General features: G+C 59.9%; 19 protein-coding genes. 14 read left to right on the forward strand and 5 right to left on the reverse strand.

The features are described from left to right. Positions 1 to 43 precede the first annotated feature (43 nt). A complete protein-coding gene (locus tag I6E56_RS14420) occupies positions 44 to 2293 on the forward strand; it encodes a polyribonucleotide nucleotidyltransferase (RefSeq protein WP_197139214.1) in 2250 nt (749 codons plus the stop codon). A gap of 187 nt (positions 2294 to 2480) precedes the next feature. Further along, positions 2481 to 2666, forward strand: coding sequence for a hypothetical protein (locus tag I6E56_RS14425; protein ID WP_197126704.1), 186 nt, complete (start codon positions 2481 to 2483; stop codon positions 2664 to 2666). Positions 2667 to 2758: 92 nt separating this feature from the next. Here I6E56_RS14425 and I6E56_RS14430 read toward each other — a convergent pair whose 3' ends face one another. Then, positions 2759 to 3289, reverse strand: coding sequence for a YbhB/YbcL family Raf kinase inhibitor-like protein (locus I6E56_RS14430; RefSeq protein ID WP_197139215.1), 531 nt, complete (start codon positions 3287 to 3289; stop codon positions 2759 to 2761). A 192-nt stretch (positions 3290 to 3481) separates the two neighbouring features. Here I6E56_RS14430 and I6E56_RS14435 point away from each other — a divergent pair, with 192 nt between their 5' ends. Further along, positions 3482 to 4474, forward strand: a complete 993-nt coding sequence (locus I6E56_RS14435) for an aldo/keto reductase (RefSeq protein WP_197139216.1) — start codon at positions 3482 to 3484, stop codon at positions 4472 to 4474. Positions 4475 to 4572: 98 nt separating this feature from the next. On the opposite strand, the gene I6E56_RS14440 is transcribed toward I6E56_RS14435, so the two are convergent. Then, positions 4573 to 5163 carry a TetR/AcrR family transcriptional regulator gene (locus I6E56_RS14440; protein ID WP_197139217.1) on the reverse strand — a complete coding sequence of 197 codons (591 nt, stop codon included), beginning with the start codon at positions 5161 to 5163 and terminating at the stop codon, positions 4573 to 4575. A 311-nt stretch (positions 5164 to 5474) separates the two neighbouring features. Between I6E56_RS14440 and I6E56_RS14445 the strand changes: the two genes are divergently transcribed. Both I6E56_RS14445 and I6E56_RS14450 read left to right on the forward strand, forming a co-directional pair. Further along, positions 5475 to 6845 (forward strand): pitrilysin family protein, encoded by a 1371-nt coding sequence (locus I6E56_RS14445; RefSeq protein ID WP_197139218.1) that lies wholly within the window; start codon positions 5475 to 5477, stop codon positions 6843 to 6845. Between the two features lie 18 nt (positions 6846 to 6863). After that, complete coding sequence (locus I6E56_RS14450) at positions 6864 to 7466, forward strand: histidine phosphatase family protein (RefSeq protein WP_197126633.1); 603 nt, start codon at positions 6864 to 6866, stop codon at positions 7464 to 7466. A 55-nt stretch (positions 7467 to 7521) separates the two neighbouring features. Here the strand turns inward: I6E56_RS14450 and I6E56_RS14455 are convergent, their stop codons facing one another. Then, complete coding sequence (locus tag I6E56_RS14455) at positions 7522 to 8061, reverse strand: GNAT family N-acetyltransferase (protein ID WP_197139219.1); 540 nt, start codon at positions 8059 to 8061, stop codon at positions 7522 to 7524. Between the two features lie 70 nt (positions 8062 to 8131). Between I6E56_RS14455 and dapB the strand changes: the two genes are divergently transcribed. Further along, complete coding sequence (gene dapB, locus I6E56_RS14460) at positions 8132 to 8887, forward strand: 4-hydroxy-tetrahydrodipicolinate reductase (protein WP_197139220.1); 756 nt, start codon at positions 8132 to 8134, stop codon at positions 8885 to 8887. Next, positions 8884 to 9339 (forward strand): hypothetical protein, encoded by a 456-nt coding sequence (locus I6E56_RS14465; protein ID WP_197139221.1) that lies wholly within the window; start codon positions 8884 to 8886, stop codon positions 9337 to 9339. The genes dapB and I6E56_RS14465 overlap by 4 nt, the downstream gene beginning before the upstream one ends. A gap of 58 nt (positions 9340 to 9397) precedes the next feature. Here I6E56_RS14465 and I6E56_RS14470 read toward each other — a convergent pair whose 3' ends face one another. Both I6E56_RS14470 and I6E56_RS14475 read right to left on the reverse strand, forming a co-directional pair. Next, on the reverse strand, positions 9398 to 10309 hold the full coding sequence (locus I6E56_RS14470; RefSeq protein WP_197139222.1) for a TIGR01777 family oxidoreductase: 912 nt from the start codon (positions 10307 to 10309) through the stop codon (positions 9398 to 9400). A 1-nt stretch (position 10310) separates the two neighbouring features. Next, a complete protein-coding gene (locus tag I6E56_RS14475) occupies positions 10311 to 10736 on the reverse strand; it encodes an OsmC family peroxiredoxin (RefSeq protein ID WP_197139223.1) in 426 nt (141 codons plus the stop codon). 134 nt (positions 10737 to 10870) lie between these two features. Between I6E56_RS14475 and I6E56_RS14480 the strand changes: the two genes are divergently transcribed. The 7 genes from I6E56_RS14480 to I6E56_RS14510 all read left to right on the forward strand — a co-directional run bounded on the left by I6E56_RS14480 (position 10871) and on the right by I6E56_RS14510 (position 18279). Beyond that, positions 10871 to 11680 carry a thymidylate synthase gene (locus tag I6E56_RS14480; RefSeq protein ID WP_197139224.1) on the forward strand — a complete coding sequence of 270 codons (810 nt, stop codon included), beginning with the start codon at positions 10871 to 10873 and terminating at the stop codon, positions 11678 to 11680. Beyond that, positions 11677 to 12237, forward strand: a complete 561-nt coding sequence (locus I6E56_RS14485; RefSeq protein WP_197139225.1) for a dihydrofolate reductase — start codon at positions 11677 to 11679, stop codon at positions 12235 to 12237. The genes I6E56_RS14480 and I6E56_RS14485 overlap by 4 nt, the downstream gene beginning before the upstream one ends. A gap of 9 nt (positions 12238 to 12246) precedes the next feature. Then, the gene (gene dapA, locus I6E56_RS14490; protein WP_197139226.1) at positions 12247 to 13221 is read left to right on the forward strand and encodes a 4-hydroxy-tetrahydrodipicolinate synthase; all 975 of its coding nucleotides are present in this window, start codon (positions 12247 to 12249) and stop codon (positions 13219 to 13221) included. 93 nt (positions 13222 to 13314) lie between these two features. After that, complete coding sequence (locus tag I6E56_RS14495) at positions 13315 to 14991, forward strand: ribonuclease J (RefSeq protein ID WP_197139227.1); 1677 nt, start codon at positions 13315 to 13317, stop codon at positions 14989 to 14991. 197 nt (positions 14992 to 15188) lie between these two features. Next, on the forward strand, positions 15189 to 16157 hold the full coding sequence (locus I6E56_RS14500; protein WP_197139228.1) for a biotin/lipoyl-binding protein: 969 nt from the start codon (positions 15189 to 15191) through the stop codon (positions 16155 to 16157). Beyond that, complete coding sequence (locus I6E56_RS14505) at positions 16157 to 16882, forward strand: ABC transporter ATP-binding protein (RefSeq protein ID WP_197139229.1); 726 nt, start codon at positions 16157 to 16159, stop codon at positions 16880 to 16882. The genes I6E56_RS14500 and I6E56_RS14505 overlap by 1 nt, the downstream gene beginning before the upstream one ends. Next, positions 16879 to 18279 carry an ABC transporter permease gene (locus I6E56_RS14510; protein WP_197139230.1) on the forward strand — a complete coding sequence of 467 codons (1401 nt, stop codon included), beginning with the start codon at positions 16879 to 16881 and terminating at the stop codon, positions 18277 to 18279. Before I6E56_RS14505 ends, I6E56_RS14510 begins: the two co-directional genes overlap by 4 nt. Positions 18280 to 18325 lie beyond the last annotated feature (46 nt).

Here is an 18325-nt window from a genome sequence, read left to right on the forward strand (position 1 = left end):
CACCACACGGGTGCGCGACGTAAAACAAAGGAGAAACCCCCGCATGGAGGGTCCAGAAATCACATTCGCCGAAGCCGTTCTCGATAACGGCAAGTTCGGCAAGCGCACCGTGCGCTTCGAAACCGGTCGACTCGCTCAGCAGGCACAGGGTGCCGTCGCTGCGTACCTCGACGAAGAAACAATGATCTTGAGCGCAACCAGCGCTGGCAAGCACCCGCGTGAAGGCTTCGACTTCTTCCCACTCACTGTGGATGTTGAAGAGCGTTCCTACGCAGCGGGCAAGATCCCCGGCAGCTTCTTCCGTCGCGAGGGTCGCCCATCCACGGAAGCCATCCTCGTCTGCCGTCTCATTGACCGTCCGATGCGTCCGACGTTCGTTGAGGGACTCCGCAACGAAGTCCAGATCGTCATCACCGTTCTGAGCATCGCTCCTGACGAGTTCTACGACGCCCTCTCGATCAACGCTGCATCGCTCAGCACCCAGATTTCGGGTCTGCCGTTCTATGGTCCCGTTGCCGGCATCCGCATGGCTCTGATCAACGACCAGTGGGTTGCCTTCCCGAAGCACAGCCAGCTTGCTGACGCTGTCTTCGACCTCACCGTTGCTGGCCGCATGGTCACCAACGACCAGGGTGAAGAAGACATCGCCATCATGATGGTGGAAGCAGAAGCTACCGAGAACAGCTGGGAGCTCATCAAGGCCGGCGCAACCAAGCCCGACGAGGCTGTTGTTGCTCAAGGACTTGAAGCATCGAAGCCGTTCCTCAAGCAGCTCGTCAAGGCTCAGCTCGAGGTCGCCAACAAGGCTGCCAAGCCTGTTGCCGAGTTCAAGCTCTTCCCGCCGTACTCCGACCAGGCGTACAACGCGGTCAGCGAAATCGCTGAAGCTGAGCTTCGCGACGTCTACAAGATCGCTGACAAGATCGAGCGCCAGACCGCTGACGACGAGCTCAAGGCTCGCGTCAAGGCTGAGGTTCAGTCCAAGGTTGACGCTGAAGAACTCAGCGAAGACGTACTCGGCATGGTTGGCGGAGCGTACAAGGCCGTCAGCAAGAAGGTTATGCGCGCCCGCGTACTCACCGAGGGAATCCGTATCGACGGCCGTGGCTTGAGCGACATTCGTGCGCTCGATGCTGAGGTCGAGGTCATTCCTCGCGTTCACGGTTCGGCAATCTTCCAGCGCGGCGAGACTCAGATCCTGGGTGTCACCACGCTGAACATGCTCAAGATGGAGCAGCAGATTGACTCACTGGCACCAGTGACCAAGAAGCGCTACATGCACCACTACAACTTCCCGCCCTACTCGACTGGTGAGACCGGTCGCGTTGGTAGCCCGAAGCGTCGCGAGATCGGGCACGGCTTCCTTGCCGAGCGCGCTATCGCACCGGTGCTTCCTGCTCGTGAAGACTTCCCTTACGCGATCCGCCAGGTTTCCGAGGCTCTCGGTTCCAACGGTTCGACGTCGATGGGTTCCGTCTGTGCTTCAACCTTGTCGCTGCTCAACGCTGGTGTGCCGCTGCGCGCACCCGTTGCCGGTATCGCCATGGGCCTGATTTCGGATGAAGTTGATGGCGTTACGCGCTACGCAGCTCTCACCGACATCCTCGGTGCTGAAGATGCACTCGGCGACATGGACTTCAAGGTTGCCGGTACGAGCGAATTCATTACCGCTATTCAGCTCGACACCAAGCTCGCTGGTTTGCCTTCGTCGGTTCTCGACGGTGCACTCAAGCAGGCTAAGGAAGCGCGTACCGCGATTCTTTCGGTGATCAACGCTGCAATCGATGCTCCCGACGAGATGGCCCCCACGGCTCCTCGCGTGATCTCGGTTCAGATCCCGATCGACAAGATCGGTGAGCTGATTGGCCCTAAGGGCAAGAACATCAACCAGATCCAGGATGACACCGGAGCCGACATCTCGATTGAGGATGACGGAACGGTCTACATCGGCGCTGTCGATGGTCCTTCTGCTGAGGCTGCACGCGCGGCGGTTAACGCCATCGCGAACCCGCTCAACCCTGAGGTTGGCGAACGCTTCTTGGGTACGGTCGTCAAGATCGCTACCTTTGGTGCTTTCGTTTCGCTCACCCCGGGCAAAGATGGACTGCTGCACATCTCTGAGGTCCGCAAGCTTGCCGGTGGCAAGCGTGTTGAGAACGTCGAAGACGTGCTCGGAGTCGGCCAGAAGATTCAGGTTGAAATCACCAAGATCGATGACCGTGGCAAGCTCTCGCTCGCTCCCGTTCTCGACGAGGCTGACGCAGAAGCAGCGGCTCCCGCTGACGAAAGCTAAGTCCCGCTAGACGTACATCACACAGCGCCTCTTCTCATTGAGAAGGGGCGCTGTGTCGTTAGCGGCACGTGGAAGTGTGCGCACGAAGAATTTCTTGAGCAAAAGACAGCCAGAAAGGGGGTAGTCACCCTAGTCTGCCCTTCGTTGGGGTGCCGCTATGTGGGGGATACCGCGCTATTGTGTGGTTGTGACCCGAATCACTACACCTCTTGATGCCTTCATGAGCGACATGCTCATTTGGCTAGAGACCGCATGGTATTTGTGGGTGGCCCTCGGCATTGTTGTAATCGTCGTGGTCGTCAGCGTGGTTGTTGCGAAGATGCGCAACCGAGGCTACGAACGCGTTCCGCATTACTACCGCCGCAACACCTAAGTCAAAGACTCCCGCGCTCTCCCGATTGCCCGTATTCCCGATACGGGATGTGTGACCTGCCTGCGCTGTCTGCTGCGCGCTTCGTGCGCGAGCTATTCGCTAGTGCTCGAGATGCCAATCAGCTGTGCGCGGGCGACGACATGGTCACGCAATGCGAACCCGAGCATGGCGGGAGTGCTTCCTTCAGCAACGTCCAGGCGTTCGACGTTGAGCGCACTCACGGTGAAGACGTAGCGGTGCGGTCCATGACCGGCGGGTGGGGCTGCTCCCTGAAAAGAGGTGAGCCGCAGCTCGTTGGGAAGAGTGATTGCGCCGTTGGGCATGAGCTGGGCATCCGGGTTGCCGGCGTCTTGTGGCAACGATTCGACGGAGGCCGGGATGTTGTAGGCGGCCCAGTGCCACCAGCCGCTGCCGGTGGGGGCGTCGGGGTCGAAGACTGTCAACGCGAAGCTTTTCGTGCCCGACGGGAAGCCGTGCCAGTGCAACGTGGGGGAACGGTCTTCGCCGCCGGCGTTCGCGATTCCGGAGCGAGCCCACTGCGGGAGCATGTCGCCCTCTTCGAAGTCGGGGCTCTCGAGTGCGAAGGTGGGCACTTCGGGTAGTTTCCAGTTGGGGTCATTCACGGTAACGGTCCTCTCGATTGCAAAAACGGCGCTGTGGCCAGTATGACGAGAATGATGCTTGGACGACACTTTCGAGCGGTGTGTGACCCGAAAATGACGGATTTCGACACGGACTAATAACGATCTGTCTGTCCTCTCTCCATTCACTCCGACGGCGACATATTCTTACCAAAAGCCTTGTGGGAGGCCGTTATGACGCAAGTGCACCCGACGCAATCACTGACGGGTTCCACTCGCGCGCGTCCAAGAACCGGGCAGCATTTCTCGACCAGGGTAATTGGGTCATCGGACCTCCGTGTTTTCCCCATAGCTCTCAGCGGGAACATCTTCGGTTGGACAGCGGATGATGCTGCAACAGCCTCGATCCTCAATGCTTTTGCCGACGGTGGAGGCAACTTCATCGACACCGCAGACTCGTATGCTTCTGGCCGGAGCGAGCTCATGATCGGAAAGTGGATGCGCGTCCGTCGCAACCGCGATCAAATTGTGGTGGCGACGAAGGTCGGAAAGAGCCGTGACAATCCAGGCATGGAAGCGGACGCGATCAAGCGCTCAGTGGATGCCTCGCTTGCGCGGTTAGGGACATCCCACATCGATCTTTTGTATCTGCACGTCGATGACGAGAGCGTCGACTTCGACGAGACTCTGCTCGCCGTCGATGAACTCATTGGCGAAGGCAAGGTGCGCTATTTCGGCGGTTCCGATCACACGGGCAACCGCCTCATTCAGGCGCGCATTGCGTGTGGCCAGATGGGGGTTGCTCCCATGGTGGCGGTGCAAGCGCACTACAACCTTCTTCACCGTAGCGAGTACGAAACAGGGCTCGCCCACGTGGCCGCCATTCAGGGGCTTGGCGTCATGCCTCGGTTTGCGCTCGCGAGCGGCTTCTTGAGCGGCAAATACCGCCAGCGTGCCGATCTGGCGCTCAACTCACGGGGTCACGATGCGGCGCAGTACTTGCGCCGCCGCGGCATCAAGATTTTGAATGCGCTTGATGGAGTCGCCGAAGAACAAGATGAGAGCGTGGCGACCATCGCGTTGGCGTGGCTGTTGAACAAGCCTGGAGTTGTAGCGCCCGTGGTGAGTGCTAGCCGTGCAGAACAGGTCCCCGAGCTCATCGCTGCGGCACGCGTGCAATTGACACGGCACCAGTCAGCCGAGTTGGATCGCGTCTCTAGCTTCTAACGCGCGCTCGTAGCAGGCGTGTTCTGGCATTGATCGCGTATCTAGCTACTGCTTCGATTCAGCAGTGAGCGTGCATCAACGGGCACGCGGGTGGGTCGCTAGACCTTGACCGCTTCGTCGAGAACGCGCTTGATCACGCGAGCCATTGCTGCGCCTGCAGCAATCGTGTCGCCAGCGTAACCGCCGGCAAGGGCGCCATCTTTAGCGAGCATGAGCTCGTCAGCAGCGTCGCCTGCAAAGGGATGTTCTGCGGCGCGCATGAGGTCGTAGAGCGACTCGTTGTACCAGTCGCGGTGATCAGAGATGAGTAGGCGAACCGAGTGCGTCGGGTCGGGGAACTCTGCGACAACGTTGAGGAACGGGCATCCGCGGAAGTCAGGCTTAGTGAGTTCTGCGGCGACCGATTCCAAGAGGCCAAGAACGGCATCGTGGGGGGAAGCGGCGTTGTCGATAATCGACTGAACTTCGGCTTCTACGGCGGCTCGGCGGCTCTTGACGTACTCAAGGATGAGGTTGTCTTTTGAGCGGTAGTGCTTATAGAAGGTTGCCTTGGTCACGCTCGACTGGGCGATGATGCGGTCTACACCGACGTTCAGAATGCCGTCTTGGTAGAAGAGTGTGTTGGCCGTCTCAAGGATGCGGCCTTTGGCCGGAGCGCGCTGCGCGGTCTCTGGTGTCTCAAATACCATCGCAGCGCACTCCTTCCGTGGAGGTTCGGATCAGGAACTGTCCCCACTATGTGCATCGCTAGATTCGGGTCCAAGCGATGCGGTTTGTTTTCACAACCTGAATTCGGGTCCGGGTTGTGTGGTTTACATCAACCGGTTCGGGTCCGGATGATGGGTTGTTGGCTTCGGGTGCCTACAAAGAACATTAGCATATGAGGACATACAGACAAGTCTGTCTGTCCCCTTTTTTTTACCCCAATATGGGGGACGGAATTCGACAGAATGTGACGCACCAACTCGCAGTACCAACTAATGACGTAGGCTCAGTGGTGATGAGCGACGCTGTAATTCTTCCTCTTGACCTTCCCGAACTGTCGTTCACCGCAACAGGCGACAGTCTCGTTCGTAGAACTGTTTTGCCGAGCGGTGTGCGCATTTTGAGCGAACAAGTACCCGGAGCGCGCAGCGCAACCGTGGGCTACTGGGTTGCCGCGGGCTCCCGCGACGAGCATCCGGAGACATTCGGAGCCACTCACTTCCTTGAGCACCTCCTGTTCAAAGGCACTGCTTCGCGGTCAGCCCTTGATATTGCCGTGAGCTTCGATGCTGTCGGCGGCGAGCACAATGCGATGACCGCCAAGGAATACACCTGTTACTACGCCAAGGTGCAAGACATTGACCTTCCGATGGCGATCGAAGTTATCGGCGACATGCTCACCTCGAGCCTCATCGATCCCACTGAGTTCGCTAACGAGCGCGGCGTCATCCTTGAAGAACTAGCGATGGCCGACGACGACCCCACAGATGTCGCTAGCGAGCGCTACTTCGAGGCTGTCTTTGGCGCGCATCCTCTTGGTCGTCCGATTGGGGGAAACCCCGACACCATCAATGCGATCTCGCGCGATGCTGTCTGGGATCACTACCAAGCGAACTATCGCCCACAAGACCTCGTGATCACGGTGGCGGGGGCTGTCGACCACGATGAGCTCGTGGTGGCTATCTCGTCGTGCCTCGTGGCGGCAGGGTGGGATCTCTCGGTAGAAGCGGCTCCGGTCGCGCGTCGCGACCTTTCTGCTAGCGCGCATTTTCCAGTGCTCACGCCGGGTCAACGACTGCATGTCACCCATCGCCCGATCGAGCAGGCCAATATCATTGCCGGCGTCGAAGGGCTCTCCGCAACCGATAGCCGTCGCGCGACGCTCACGGTGTTGAACTCCATTTTGGGCAGCGGTATGTCATCGCGACTCTTCCAAGAGGTGCGCGAGAAGCGCGGGCTTGCCTACTCTGTCTACTCGTTCTCGCCGAGCTACTCCGATGCAGGCGTGTTCGGCATCTACGCCGGATGCTCGCCAGAGAAAGTCACTCAGGTCACCGAGCTGATGCTCGAAGAGTTTCATAAGCTCGGCACCGCCCACGTCACCGACGAAGAGATCAGCCGGGCGATTGGCCAACTGCGGGGAGGGTCAGCGCTCGCGCTCGAAGACTCCGATTCCCGCATGTCACGTCTCGGGCGCAGCGAGCTTACTCTCGGTGAGTTCGTCGACCTCGACGCCTCCATTGCCCGCATCTCGGCAGTCACTGCCGAAGACATTCAGGAACTTGCCCAAGAACTCTCGTCGCGCCCCCTCTCTATTGCAGCGGTCGGGGCCGTCAACGAAGAGATGTTCTCAGGGCTTGCTCTCGGCAACGTCGCCCAGAGTTAGAACAGCAAAGGAATGATGATGGCGCATTACCTGTATCTCGTACGTCACGGAGAACAGCAGGACGCAGAACACGGACTACCCGATGGCCCGCTGTCGGGCAAAGGAGTTCGGCAGGCCCAGGCAATTTCGGAACGCCTGAGTGGTGTTCCCTTTACTCGAGCGTTCCATTCGCCTCTCCAGCGTGCAGAAGAAACTGCAGCGATTATGACCGAACGGATGCCCGCTCTCGAGTCTCAGCCAACAACGCTGCTCATGGACTGCATCCCCAGCGGCCCGACTCACGATATGCCCGCCGCCTTTGAGCCCTTCTTCGGTTCCGTTACGGATGAAGAGATCGATGCCGGGCAGGCACAGATGGAAGACGCGGTCAACGAGTTTCTGACTCCGGCACGCGAAGATCGTCACGACCTGCTGATTACCCACAATTTCGTAATTTCGTGGTTTGTGCGCGAAGTTCTCGGTGGCGACCAGTGGCGCTGGCTCGGGCTCAACCAAGCCAATTGCGGTTTGACGATCATCCGAGTCCGCAGCGCCAAGCCACCCGTGCTCGTGACCCACAACGACCTGGGGCACTTGCCGGCTGAGCTTCGCACCGGGCTGCCCACCGAACAGCCCTACTAGACCGTTCTGCTAGATAGCTCTGCGTCAAGAACGGCAGCGACATCGGGCGCCGTGATTAGCGCAGTGTCTTGAGGTACCACGTCGTGGCGTTCGAATTGTCGTTGTAAGGCTCACACGGCTCAAAGCCGCTCGAACGGTAGAGACCGCCAGCAGCGGCGAGACTTTCGTTCGTGTCGAGCACGAGTTCCGTGGCGCCCCATTCGCGCGCTCGTCGTTCGAGTTCGCTGAGAAGCTGGCGGCCAAGACCTGCACCGCGACCCTCCGGTCGCACCCAGAGGTGCTTCACTTCGAAGCGACTAGGTTCAAGCTGGCGGATGCCACCACACCCGAGTGCGGTGGCGCGCGGCTGCGCTCCGACGGTCGATGCTTCTGCTGCGGCGCCGGGGCCAACATCGGGTTCGAGATCAGCGCCGAGCCCGGGATCGGCTTCGATCACGAGGAATACCCCCTGCGGCTCCGTGAACTGTTCCGGTGTGGGGAACGTCGTGACATAGCCAGAGGGCGTCGGAAAGGTCTCAGCGCGGTAGCTGAAGTATTCCGTCAGAAGTTCGTGGGCAAGGGCATCCGTCACGGGAAGGGATCGAAACTGTGGCACAGCACCAGCGTACTCGCGGCGTCGTGGGGGAGTAGTCGGCGACGCTGCTCAGGATTGGTAGATTTGAACAATGACAACGAAAGTAGCGGTAGTCGGCGCAACCGGTCGCATGGGCAAATATATTAGTGGCGTCGTGGAGGCTGCTGCTGACTTCTCGCTCGTCGCCGCCCTCAACTCACGGTCTGAACTCAGCGAGATGCTGGCCGCAGACATCGTGGTGGATGTCACACAGCCGAGTGTCTCACCCTCGGTCGTCGATTTCGCGATCAGCAACGGCAAGAGCGTTCTTGTCGGCACGTCGGGCTGGAGCGAGGACCGCGTTCAGGGCTTGCGCTCGACGTTGACGGAGACTCCCGAGATTGGCGTCGTCATCATCCCCAACTTTTCTGTCGGCTCGGCCCTCGCGACGTCCTTTGCAACCGCCGCCGCTCGCTACTTCGACTCGATCGAAATCATCGAGAGCCATCACGCCGCCAAGGTCGATTCTCCGTCGGGCACCGCAGTGCGCACCGCCGAGCTCATGGCGGATGCTCGCTCAGAGCGTGGCCCGGCGTTGGCACCGCACGTCGATCAGCGCGCCCGGGGCGAGCAAGTGGCTGGCATTCCCGTGCACAGCCTGCGAATGACGGGAGTGATCGCGCACCAGCAGGTCATTTTCGGTGGTCCCGGCGAAGCGCTCACCATCGACCACCGCACAATGTCGCAAGATTCCTACGAGGCCGGCATCCTGTTGGGACTCCGTGCCGTGGTCAGCGCTACCGGCGTGACGGTTGGTCTCGACCAACTCATAGACCTCTCACCAGCATCGGGCGAACCCTCCGCATGAAAACACGCATAGCCGCACTGGTCATGGTGGCGCTTCTCGCGCTCTACATGATCTTCGTGATCAACTATTCGATCGTGCTCATCCGCATCGATCAACCCATTGCCAACGTCATGGGCTGGGCTCTGCTCGTGCTTCCGCTGATCGGGTTTTGGGCACTCGCCGCAGAACTATTTTTCATCTTCCGGGCCGAGCGCCTGCTCACCACTCTCGAGGAGGAAGGTGCGCTGCCGGACGAGGTTGTCGAGCTCTTGCCGAGTGGCCGCCCCGATCCCGTGACGGCAGATCGCGCTTTCGACCGCTATCGCACCGAGGCCGAGGCTGCACCAGAATCATGGCGTGCCTGGCTGCGCTTGGGGCTAGCCTATGACGCTAGCGGCGACCGCAAGCGGGCTCGTTGGGCGACGCGGCGGGCGATCGCGCTCTCGCGAGTCAAGCCGACGCCGGCTGCCTAGCGCACATCCCTAGTTGCGCTTCGCTCCCTGACTCCAGCTAACAGCTCGCAATTAGCCGCTACTCGACGAAAGCGTCGATCGCTTGTTCGATCGTGGTGTGGGTGAACTCGAACCCTGTCTTGGCGAGAGTGGTCGATTGCACGTTCTCATCGACCAAAATGAGGTCCTTTCCTGCGTCACCCAGCATCCGGAAGGCAAAGCTCGGCACGACAAACCAGTGTGGCCGTTTCATTATGCGGGCCAGAGTTTTTGTGACAGTTTTAGCTGTTGCCGGGGTGGGCCCCACAAGCGAAACAGCACCGGCAAAATCACTGCGCAGGAGATGGATAATTGCTGCAGCTTCATCGTGCAGGCTGATCCACGGCCAATATTGAGCGCCGCTACCGAGACGACTTCCGACTCCGAACCGTGTCAACAGGTTGAGGGGAGTGAATGCTCCGCCCCGGCCGACCACAATTCCGGTGCGGAACATGACGAGCCGTGTGGTGCTCGGTGTTAGTCGCGCTGCTTGCTCCCACGCGTAGACGACATCACTGAGAAATCCTGTTCCCTTGCTCGACTCATCGGTGAGCACTTCGCCGGGGCGGCTGCCGAAGTAGCCGACAGCCGACCCGCTGAGAAACACGGATGGCGGATTCGACGCTCGTCGAATCGCCTCGGCAAGCGCGCGGGTGCCATCCACGCGCGACCGCAGAATCTCGCGCTTATAGCTGGGCGTCCAGGGAAGTTTGCCCGTTGGTGCACCAGCGAGATTAATGACCGCGTCTGCGCGTTCGATGGCCCATTCGTCCACCGTGCCCGATCGTGGATCCCACTGGTATTCGCCCTCGGCAGTCGGTTCTCGACGCACAAGCTGCATAACTTCGAATCCCGCGGCGGTGAGTTGGGCTACCAGCTCTGTTCCGATGTAGCCAGTCGCGCCAGCAACCAAGACTCGAGAAATTGTGGGATGGGGAGCGGGCCCGCTCATTTTAGGCCAAGCTCGCTTCGAGAGTGATCGGGATGCCGGTCAGCGCTCGCGAAACGGGGCAGCCTTCCTTGGCTTCTGTCGCTAGGCGCTGAAAGTCGTCATCGCTGAGGTCTGCCACTTTGGCGCTCACGAGCAAGTGGCTGCCGGTGATGCCCTCGGCGGGGTCGAAGGTGACCGCGGCGGTGACTTGCAGGCTTTCGGCGGGCGTGCCATTTTCGGCTAAACCGTTGGAGAACGCCATGGCGAAGCAGGCAGAGTGGGCAGCGCCCAAAAGCTCTTCGGGGTTCGTTGTTGCTTCTTGACCTTCGGATCGTGCGGCCCAGGTAACCGGGAATTCTGCGGCGTCAGAGGAATCCATTGACGTGGTTCCTTTGCCGCTGAAGAGGTCGCCGAACCAGAGAGTTGTTGCTTCGCTCGTAACAGGCATTGCTGTCCTTTCGTCGACCTCAACACTATGCGCTGGCTATGCAGCGCGCATGAGAAAGCCGTGTGAAATCGGTGCCGTGAGTGGCTCGGTCGAATCGTGGTGTTTCCGGCTGTGCACTCAGTACTATTGGTTCGATGGCATCCACGATCGCAACCCCATATGAAGACCTGCTGCGCGACACGCTTGCGAACGGCGTAGCTAAGGGCGACCGCACCGGCACAGGCACCCGCAGTGTGTTCGGGCGCCAGCTACGGTTCAACCTCGCCGAGGGATTTCCCCTCATCACGACCAAACGGGTGCATTTCAAGTCGATCGCCTACGAACTCTTGTGGTTCTTGCGCGGCGAAAGCAACGTGTCGTGGTTGCGCGACAACGGTGTCAGCATTTGGAATGAATGGGCGGATGCCGACGGCGAGCTTGGCCCTGTCTACGGCGTTCAGTGGCGCTCCTGGCCAACACCGTCTGGTGAGCAAATCGACCAGATCTCCGAGGTCCTCGAGCAGATCAAGACCAACCCCGATTCACGGCGTCTGATCGTGACGGCCTGGAATCCTGCAGACATCCCGAAGATGGCTCTCGCGCCGTGTCACGCGTTCTTCCAGTTTTATGTCGCAGACGGCAAGCTGTCTTGCCAGCTCTATCAGCGCAGTGCTGACCTGTTCTTGGGCGTGCCCTTCAACATTGCGAGCTACGCGCTGCTCACTCACCTCGTAGCAGAGCAGACCGGCCTCGAGGTCGGTGACTTCGTCTGGACGGGCGGCGACTGCCACATCTACGACAACCACGTTGAGCAAGTGACCGAACAACTTTCTCGCGAACCGTTTGCGGCACCGCAGCTGGCGATCACTGCGAAGCCAGCGAGCATCTTCGACTACAACTTTGAAGACTTCGAGATTGTCGGCTACGAGCACCACCCGGCCATCAAAGCTCCGGTTGCAGTGTGAGCGGCACCGCGCGCCGCTCACCTGTCGCTCTGATCTGGGCGCAATCCGCCGGTGGGATAATCGGCCACGACGGCTCGATGCCGTGGCATTTGCCCGAAGACCTCACACACTTCAAAGAACTCACCCTCGGCAGCCCCGTCATCATGGGGCGCAAGACGTGGGACTCCCTGAATCCACGATTTCGCCCACTGCCAGGGCGACGCAATATCGTTGTCACTCGTCAAAAAGCGTGGGCCGCGAGCGGAGCCGAAGTCGCGCACAGTATCGAGGCAGCGATTGAACTTGCCGCGGCATCCACTGAACAGGGCGAAGCTGAGCAACCCGACACCGTGTGGGTCATTGGCGGAGCGGAAATCTTTGCAGCAGTTCTCAGTCACGCTAGTCGGGTAGAAGTCACCGAGATAGCGGCGACCTTTGATGGTGACACTGTGGCACCCAAAATCGGTGACACGTGGATGCTCGCCGCCACCGATCCGGTCGACGGCTGGCACACATCATCCACCGATCTTCGCTACCGATTTTTGCGTTACGAGAACCAAGAGCCTCAGCAGCGGTAGCCTAGAGGGGTGAGTAAAGAGAATCCCTTCGGCCAAGTCCTTGTTGCGCTCATTACGCCCTTCACCTCTGAGGGTGAAGTCGATTGGGCCGATGTAGAGAAGCACATCGATAGCGTGATTAGTTCTGGAGCTGACGGCATTGTTGTCACCGGCACCACGGGCGAGACGAGCACGCTCACTGACCCCGAGAAGATCAAACTCGTAGAGGTCGCGAAGTCGGTATCTGCCGGCCGAGCAAAGATCATCACGGGCGGTGGCTCAAACGAGACCGCCCACGCGATCGAGCTCTACAAAGCGAGCGAGAAGGCGGGCGCTGATGGCGTCATGATCGTCACGCCGTACTACAACAAGCCAACGCAGGCGGGAGTCCTCACCCACTTCCGCATGATCGCGGACGCGACCGACCTGCCCGTGATCATGTACGACATTCCTGGTCGCACCGGCATCCCGATCACGTACGAAACCATCCTTCGCGCCGCCAAGCACCCCAACATCCTTGCTGTCAAAGATGCGAAGGGTGACTTCAGCGAGGTGAGCCGTGTGCTCAACCAGACTGACCTCCTCTACTTTTCTGGCGACGACTCGAACGCTCTGCCTCACATGTCGATTGGTGCTTCTGGGCTCATCGGAGTCACCGCTAATATCGCGCCAGCGCCGTACCGTGTGATGGTGGATGCCGTCAATGCGGGGGACCTTGCAACGGCAACGGCCGCCCACCAAGCTCTCGAGCCACTCGTGCGTGCGGCGATGACCCACGTTCCTGGCACGGTTGCTGCCAAGTACATCCTTCACGGCCTTGGGCGAATTTCGAGCCCGCGCGTGCGCTTGCCGCTCGTCGGTCCCGAAGACGCTGAGGCAGCCCGTATCGAAGACGAGTTGGCTCTCGTCTCGGGTATCGAGGGGCTCGATCTGTCCAACTTTCGCCCTGACCGCAACGCTGCGGCTGGGGGAGCCTTGCCCAAAATTGCCGGGGCGACCCGCTAGGTTCGCCCACGCGGGGTAGGCTCTGCCACGGGCATGGCCCACATTTTTCGCACGGGGGCTGACGGCCCCACACATCTATCTGCAAGGTACTGAATGCCAGTTTCTATTTTTGATCCGCCCGCGCTTGAGTCGGGAACGCTCCGTGTCACCCCGATCGGTGGTCTTGGCGAAATCGGTCGCAACATGACCACGTTCGAAATTGACGGCAAGATCCTCATCGTCGACTGTGGCGTGTTGTTCCCCGAGGAGCACCAGCCCGGAGTCGACCTGATTCTTCCTGACTTCAGCTCGATTCGTGATCGTCTCGACGACATCCTCGGCATTGTGCTCACGCACGGCCACGAGGATCACATCGGTGCTGTTCCTTATCTCTTGCGCTTGCGCCAAGACATCCCGCTGATCGGATCGACTCTCACGCTCGCGTTGATCGAGGCGAAGCTCAAAGAGCACCGCATCAAGCCATACACGCTCAACGTCACCGAGGGCCAGAAAGAGAAGATCGGTCCCTTCGACCTCGAGTTCGTGGCCGTGAACCACTCGATCCCGGATGCACTCGCTGTCGCCATCACGACCGTGGCTGGAACTGTCTTGCACACGGGTGACTTCAAGATGGACCAGTTGCCGCTCGACAACCGCATCACCGATCTTCGTGCGTTTGCGCGTCTTGGCGAAGCAGGAATCGACCTGTTCCTTTCCGACTCGACCAACGCAGACGTTCCCGGCTTCACCCCCAACGAGCGTGACATCGGCCCTGTGCTCGAAGCGGTCATTGCTAAGGCTCCTCGACGCGTAATCGTCGCGAGCTTCTCGAGCCACGTGCACCGAGTTCAGCAGGTTCTGGATGCCGCGATCGCTAACAACCGCAAGGTAGTCCTGATGGGGCGTTCGATGGTGCGCAACATGGGCATCGCGTCAGACCTGGGGTTCCTCAAGGTGCCCGACGGGGTTCTGTTAGACGCCAAGAAAGCCGTCAACTACCCCGACAACCAGCTCGTGTACATGTCCACCGGCAGCCAGGGTGAGCCAATGGCTGTTCTGGCGCGCATGGCCAACATGGAACACCAGATTGAGGTCGGTAAGGGCGACACTGTCATCCTCGCGTCGAGCCTCATCCCCGGCAACGAGAACGCGGTCTACCGCGTCATCAATGGGCTTACGAAGTTGGGTGCCAACGTCGTGCACAAGGCGAACGCCAAGGTGCACGTCTCAGGTCACGCTGCCGCGGGCGAGTTGCTCTACTGCTACAACATTTTGCGCCCCAAGAACGTGCTGCCAGTTCACGGTGAGTACCGCCACTTGGTCGCAAATGCGAACCTCGCTATTCAGTCAGGCGTGCCCGCCGAAAACACGATCATTGCCGAAGATGGCACGGTCATTGACCTGAAGGACGGCCACGCGGCTGTTGTTGGTCAGCTTGATGTCGGTTTTGTTTACGTTGATGGCTCAAGCGTTGGCGAGATCACGGAGGCTGACCTCAAGGATCGCCGCATCCTTGCCGAAGAGGGTTTCATCTCCATTTTCGTTGCAGTCGACCCGCAAACAGGCAAGGTCATCGTGGGGCCCGAGATCCAGTCTCGTGGCTTCGCAGAAGACGAGGGTGTGTTTGACGCTGTGCTTCCACAGGTGGTGAAGGCGCTGACGGATGCTGCCGAGAATGGCACGCGCGATACTCATGCGTTCGCTCAGGTGGTTCGTCGCACGGTGGGGCGTTGGGTCAACACTCAGCACCGTCGCCGGCCGATGATCGTTCCGGTCATCATCGAAGCGTAGGTTTTATGGATGGCGCGGCGGCTTCGGCTTCCGCGCCATTTGTGTGCCCGGACTCTTTGCTCTGTGACCCCGTCTCGTCGGGGCCTTAGACGTCTGCACGATGGCACACGATGGGCTTGTTTTTCTGTGCTCGAGATGGTGTGATGTGAAGATTGCTCGGCTGTGTCGGCTGAGCGTCTTCAGAGTCGGGATGTCACATGAGTGTTGCGCGCAGGTGGGTCTTTCCCATCATCCGGATGATCATTTTTGCCATTATCGCCGCAGCGCTCGTGAAATTTGCTTTCTTCGGCGATGCCCTGACTGCCGACAGCCTCGAGTATCCAACGGTGGCGATTGAAGAACAGCACTATGAAGTGGTGACGGGAACGATCACCAACGATGTGGAGCTGACCGGGAGTATCGCCGCGGCCGCTGCAGTGCCCATTCCTGCAACGCTCTCGGGTGAGGTGCGCGAAGTTGCCGTGTCGGCCGGACAATCGGTGAAGAAGGGGCAGGAGATCCTGAAGCTGCGGGCTGAAGTGGCCAATTCCGATGGCACATCGGGAACTCAATGGAAAATCGTTGAGGCACCGGCAACAGGCAAGCTCGCCGACTTCACTGCTCTCGTGGGCTCATCGTTTCAGGTGGGCTCTCCGGTCGGGAACGTTGCGCCACCGTCCTATATTGTGAGCGGAACTGTGCCGTCAGAACAGCTCTATCGTCTCGTGGATCGTCCAGAAGAGGCGAGCGTCGCGATCAACGGTGGTCCGACGCCATTTACGTGCACGGGGCTCAGCATCGCGTTTGCTAGCGGCGACGAATCCGGTGCGGAAGCATCATCCGGGCCAACAGTGTCGTGCACAGTGCCGAGTGACGTCGTGGTCTTTCCCGGGCTCACCGCTGACATCACGATCGCAGGCGGGATTGCCGAAGACGTCATGGTCGTGCCGATCACCGCAGTGGAAGGCACTGCGCTTTCCGGCATCGTTCACTTCGTGATGCCCGATGGTACGACGGAGGAGCGAGAGGTCGTTCTCGGGCTGAACGACGGTATTAACGTCGAAGTAGTCTCTGGAGTCGACGTGGGAGACACCATCTTGCAGTTCGTGCCTGGCGCTGAGGCGACCGGCGATGAAGCCTTGCCAGACAACTGTTACTACGAGGGCACTGAAGTGGTGTGCTACTAATGCCATTGCTCTCGCTTGACGCCGTAACGCGCTCGGTCGAGTTGCCTGATTTCTCGACGCTGGAGATTCTCAAAGGAATCACTCTCAATGTCGAGGTGGGCGACCACATCAGCATTGTGGGGCGTTCGGGTTCCGGAAAGTCCACCCTGCTCAATCTTCTCGGCCTCATCGACAACCCCACCAGTGGTCGCATCGTGTTCGACGGTGAACCGCTCGAGAAGCTCGCCGGCAGCAAACGCGACCGCAAGCGCGGCAGAGATGTCGGTTTCATCTTTCAGCAGTTCAATCTCTTGGCCGGTCGCACCGCTCTCGAAAATGTAATGACCCCTTTGCTCTATGCCTCCGGGCGCCAATTTTGGCGACGTAAAGCTATCGCCGCAGAGATGCTCGACCGCGTCGGGCTTGGCGACCGGATGGCCTCGATGCCTGAAAAGCTCTCGGGTGGTGAACAACAACGTGTCGCTATCGCACGCGCTCTTGTTCGCAGCCCCCGCCTGATCCTCGCCGACGAACCGACCGGTGCTCTGGATGTCGAAACAGGCAAAACGGTGATGGCTTTGCTGGATGACGTTGCTGAGCAATCAGGCGCGGCTCTCATCACCATCACGCACGACCCGAATGTCGCAGCGCTGGCCCGCCGGCACTACCGCCTCGACGGTGGGGTGTTGGAAGCTATTGATGTGCGCAAAATGCTCGCCGCGAGTCTGCCGGAGGCTGCGCTATGAGCTGGTGGCGCAAGAAAAAGCCTGCGGATTCACCGGCTGAGCCTGTGGAGGCACCGAGCGAGCCCGCGGAACCACCGATCGAGCCTGCGGGACTGACGGCCGGGCCCGCGACATCCGCTGAACTCGTTGCACGCCCGAGTTCTGAGCTTGCCGTAATTCGTCAGGAGCCTCGCGGTGCCGTGGTCAGCGGTGTCGTTGGCGCAGTGGTTGAAGCGTGGGATGAGGTGCGCATCAATCGCACCCGTGTCTTGTTGAGCCTGATCGGGATTGGTGTCGCGGTGTGCGCGCTCGCCACTGTCGTGGGTGCGGGTACCGTGTTCGGCCAAGCCCAGACGGAACAGTTTGAGCGGGGCAGTGGTCGCCCCGCAACGCTTGCCGTGTATCCGCCGTACCAAGAAGGCGGAACGCAGAATCTTGATACAGCCACTTTCGTGGCCAGCTTGGAAAGCATCATCGATCGCTACCAGATCAGTCACGCGACACCGCTATTGCGGGGGGATATCACTGCCAACCTCGTCAATGGCACGCAGTTCACGGCTGTGCAGGGAGTGAGCGCTGCCTATGGCGTTATGCATCGCGTCGAGCTGGGTGAGGGGCGTTGGCTCACTGAGGAGGATGCGAACCGGCTAGCTCCTGCCGTTGTAATCAACGACGAGTTTTATGACGCGCTGGGTCGCCCCGATCTGCGCACCCACCCGACTATCGAGTTGGAAGGGGAAACCGCTACTACTGCCGTCGTAGTGGGAGTCTTCTTGCCCCAACCGTTTTCTACCGGGCTCACCCTCTCGATGCTGGCGGAACCATTCCGGGCTCTCATCGGAACCTCAGCGGGGCAGCAAACAGATATCAGCTATGAATTGTGGGTTCCCGAAGAACAATCTGCGCAACTGCAAGACATCATCACGCGTGACATGCTCGGCGACTTTGGGGAAGGGTGGACGGCGAACGTCAACCGAAATGACTATCTCGCCTGGGGTGGGCCCAGCCCGCTCGAGCCCCTGCAATGGGTCATCGGTGGCATCGCCGGCCTGATACTGCTCCTCGGTGGACTCGGACTCGTCAACATCTCTCTCGTGACCGTCAAGTACCGCGTACGGGAAATTGGTGTTCGCCGCGCATTTGGGGCCACCGCCGGTCGTGTCTTCTTCGCCGTGATGATGGAAAGCGTCGTCGCGACGGTTGCCGCCGGTGTCATCGGTGTCGCCCTCGCGATCGTGATCGTCCAGAATCCGTCGGTGCAAGAGCTGATCGCTCCCGGGGTTCAAGATCTTCCCCCGTTCCCGCTGGAGGCAGCGTTGATCGCGCTCGCGGCATCCGCGGCGGTAGGAGCTTTAGCGGGTTTGATGCCTGCTCTCGTGGCAGTCAGAGTGAAAGTCATTGATGCAATTCGCTACTAGGGCTGCCGATCGCAGAGCGGGCGTGATGAGTGTCGCTGCCTTGCTC

The organism is Salinibacterium sp. NK8237, from assembly GCF_015864955.1.
In the GTDB taxonomy this organism is placed as follows: Bacteria; Actinomycetota; Actinomycetes; order Actinomycetales; family Microbacteriaceae; genus Rhodoglobus.

Coding starts and splice junctions, on each gene's coding strand:
- I6E56_RS14450 (WP_197126633.1), top strand. CDS start 6,864: ATGGCGCATTACCTGTATCTCGTACGTCACGGAGAACAGCAGGACGCA.
- I6E56_RS14435 (WP_197139216.1), top strand. CDS start 3,482: ATGACGCAAGTGCACCCGACGCAATCACTGACGGGTTCCACTCGCGCG.
- I6E56_RS14495 (WP_197139227.1), top strand. CDS start 13,315: ATGCCAGTTTCTATTTTTGATCCGCCCGCGCTTGAGTCGGGAACGCTC.
- I6E56_RS14470 (WP_197139222.1), bottom strand. CDS start 10,309: ATGAGCGGGCCCGCTCCCCATCCCACAATTTCTCGAGTCTTGGTTGCT.
- I6E56_RS14505 (WP_197139229.1), top strand. CDS start 16,157: ATGCCATTGCTCTCGCTTGACGCCGTAACGCGCTCGGTCGAGTTGCCT.
- I6E56_RS14510 (WP_197139230.1), top strand. CDS start 16,879: ATGAGCTGGTGGCGCAAGAAAAAGCCTGCGGATTCACCGGCTGAGCCT.
- I6E56_RS14500 (WP_197139228.1), top strand. CDS start 15,189: ATGAGTGTTGCGCGCAGGTGGGTCTTTCCCATCATCCGGATGATCATT.
- dapB (WP_197139220.1), top strand. CDS start 8,132: ATGACAACGAAAGTAGCGGTAGTCGGCGCAACCGGTCGCATGGGCAAA.
- I6E56_RS14480 (WP_197139224.1), top strand. CDS start 10,871: ATGGCATCCACGATCGCAACCCCATATGAAGACCTGCTGCGCGACACG.
- I6E56_RS14475 (WP_197139223.1), bottom strand. CDS start 10,736: ATGCCTGTTACGAGCGAAGCAACAACTCTCTGGTTCGGCGACCTCTTC.
- I6E56_RS14465 (WP_197139221.1), top strand. CDS start 8,884: ATGAAAACACGCATAGCCGCACTGGTCATGGTGGCGCTTCTCGCGCTC.
- I6E56_RS14445 (WP_197139218.1), top strand. CDS start 5,475: ATGAGCGACGCTGTAATTCTTCCTCTTGACCTTCCCGAACTGTCGTTC.
- I6E56_RS14440 (WP_197139217.1), bottom strand. CDS start 5,163: ATGGTATTTGAGACACCAGAGACCGCGCAGCGCGCTCCGGCCAAAGGC.
- I6E56_RS14420 (WP_197139214.1), top strand. CDS start 44: ATGGAGGGTCCAGAAATCACATTCGCCGAAGCCGTTCTCGATAACGGC.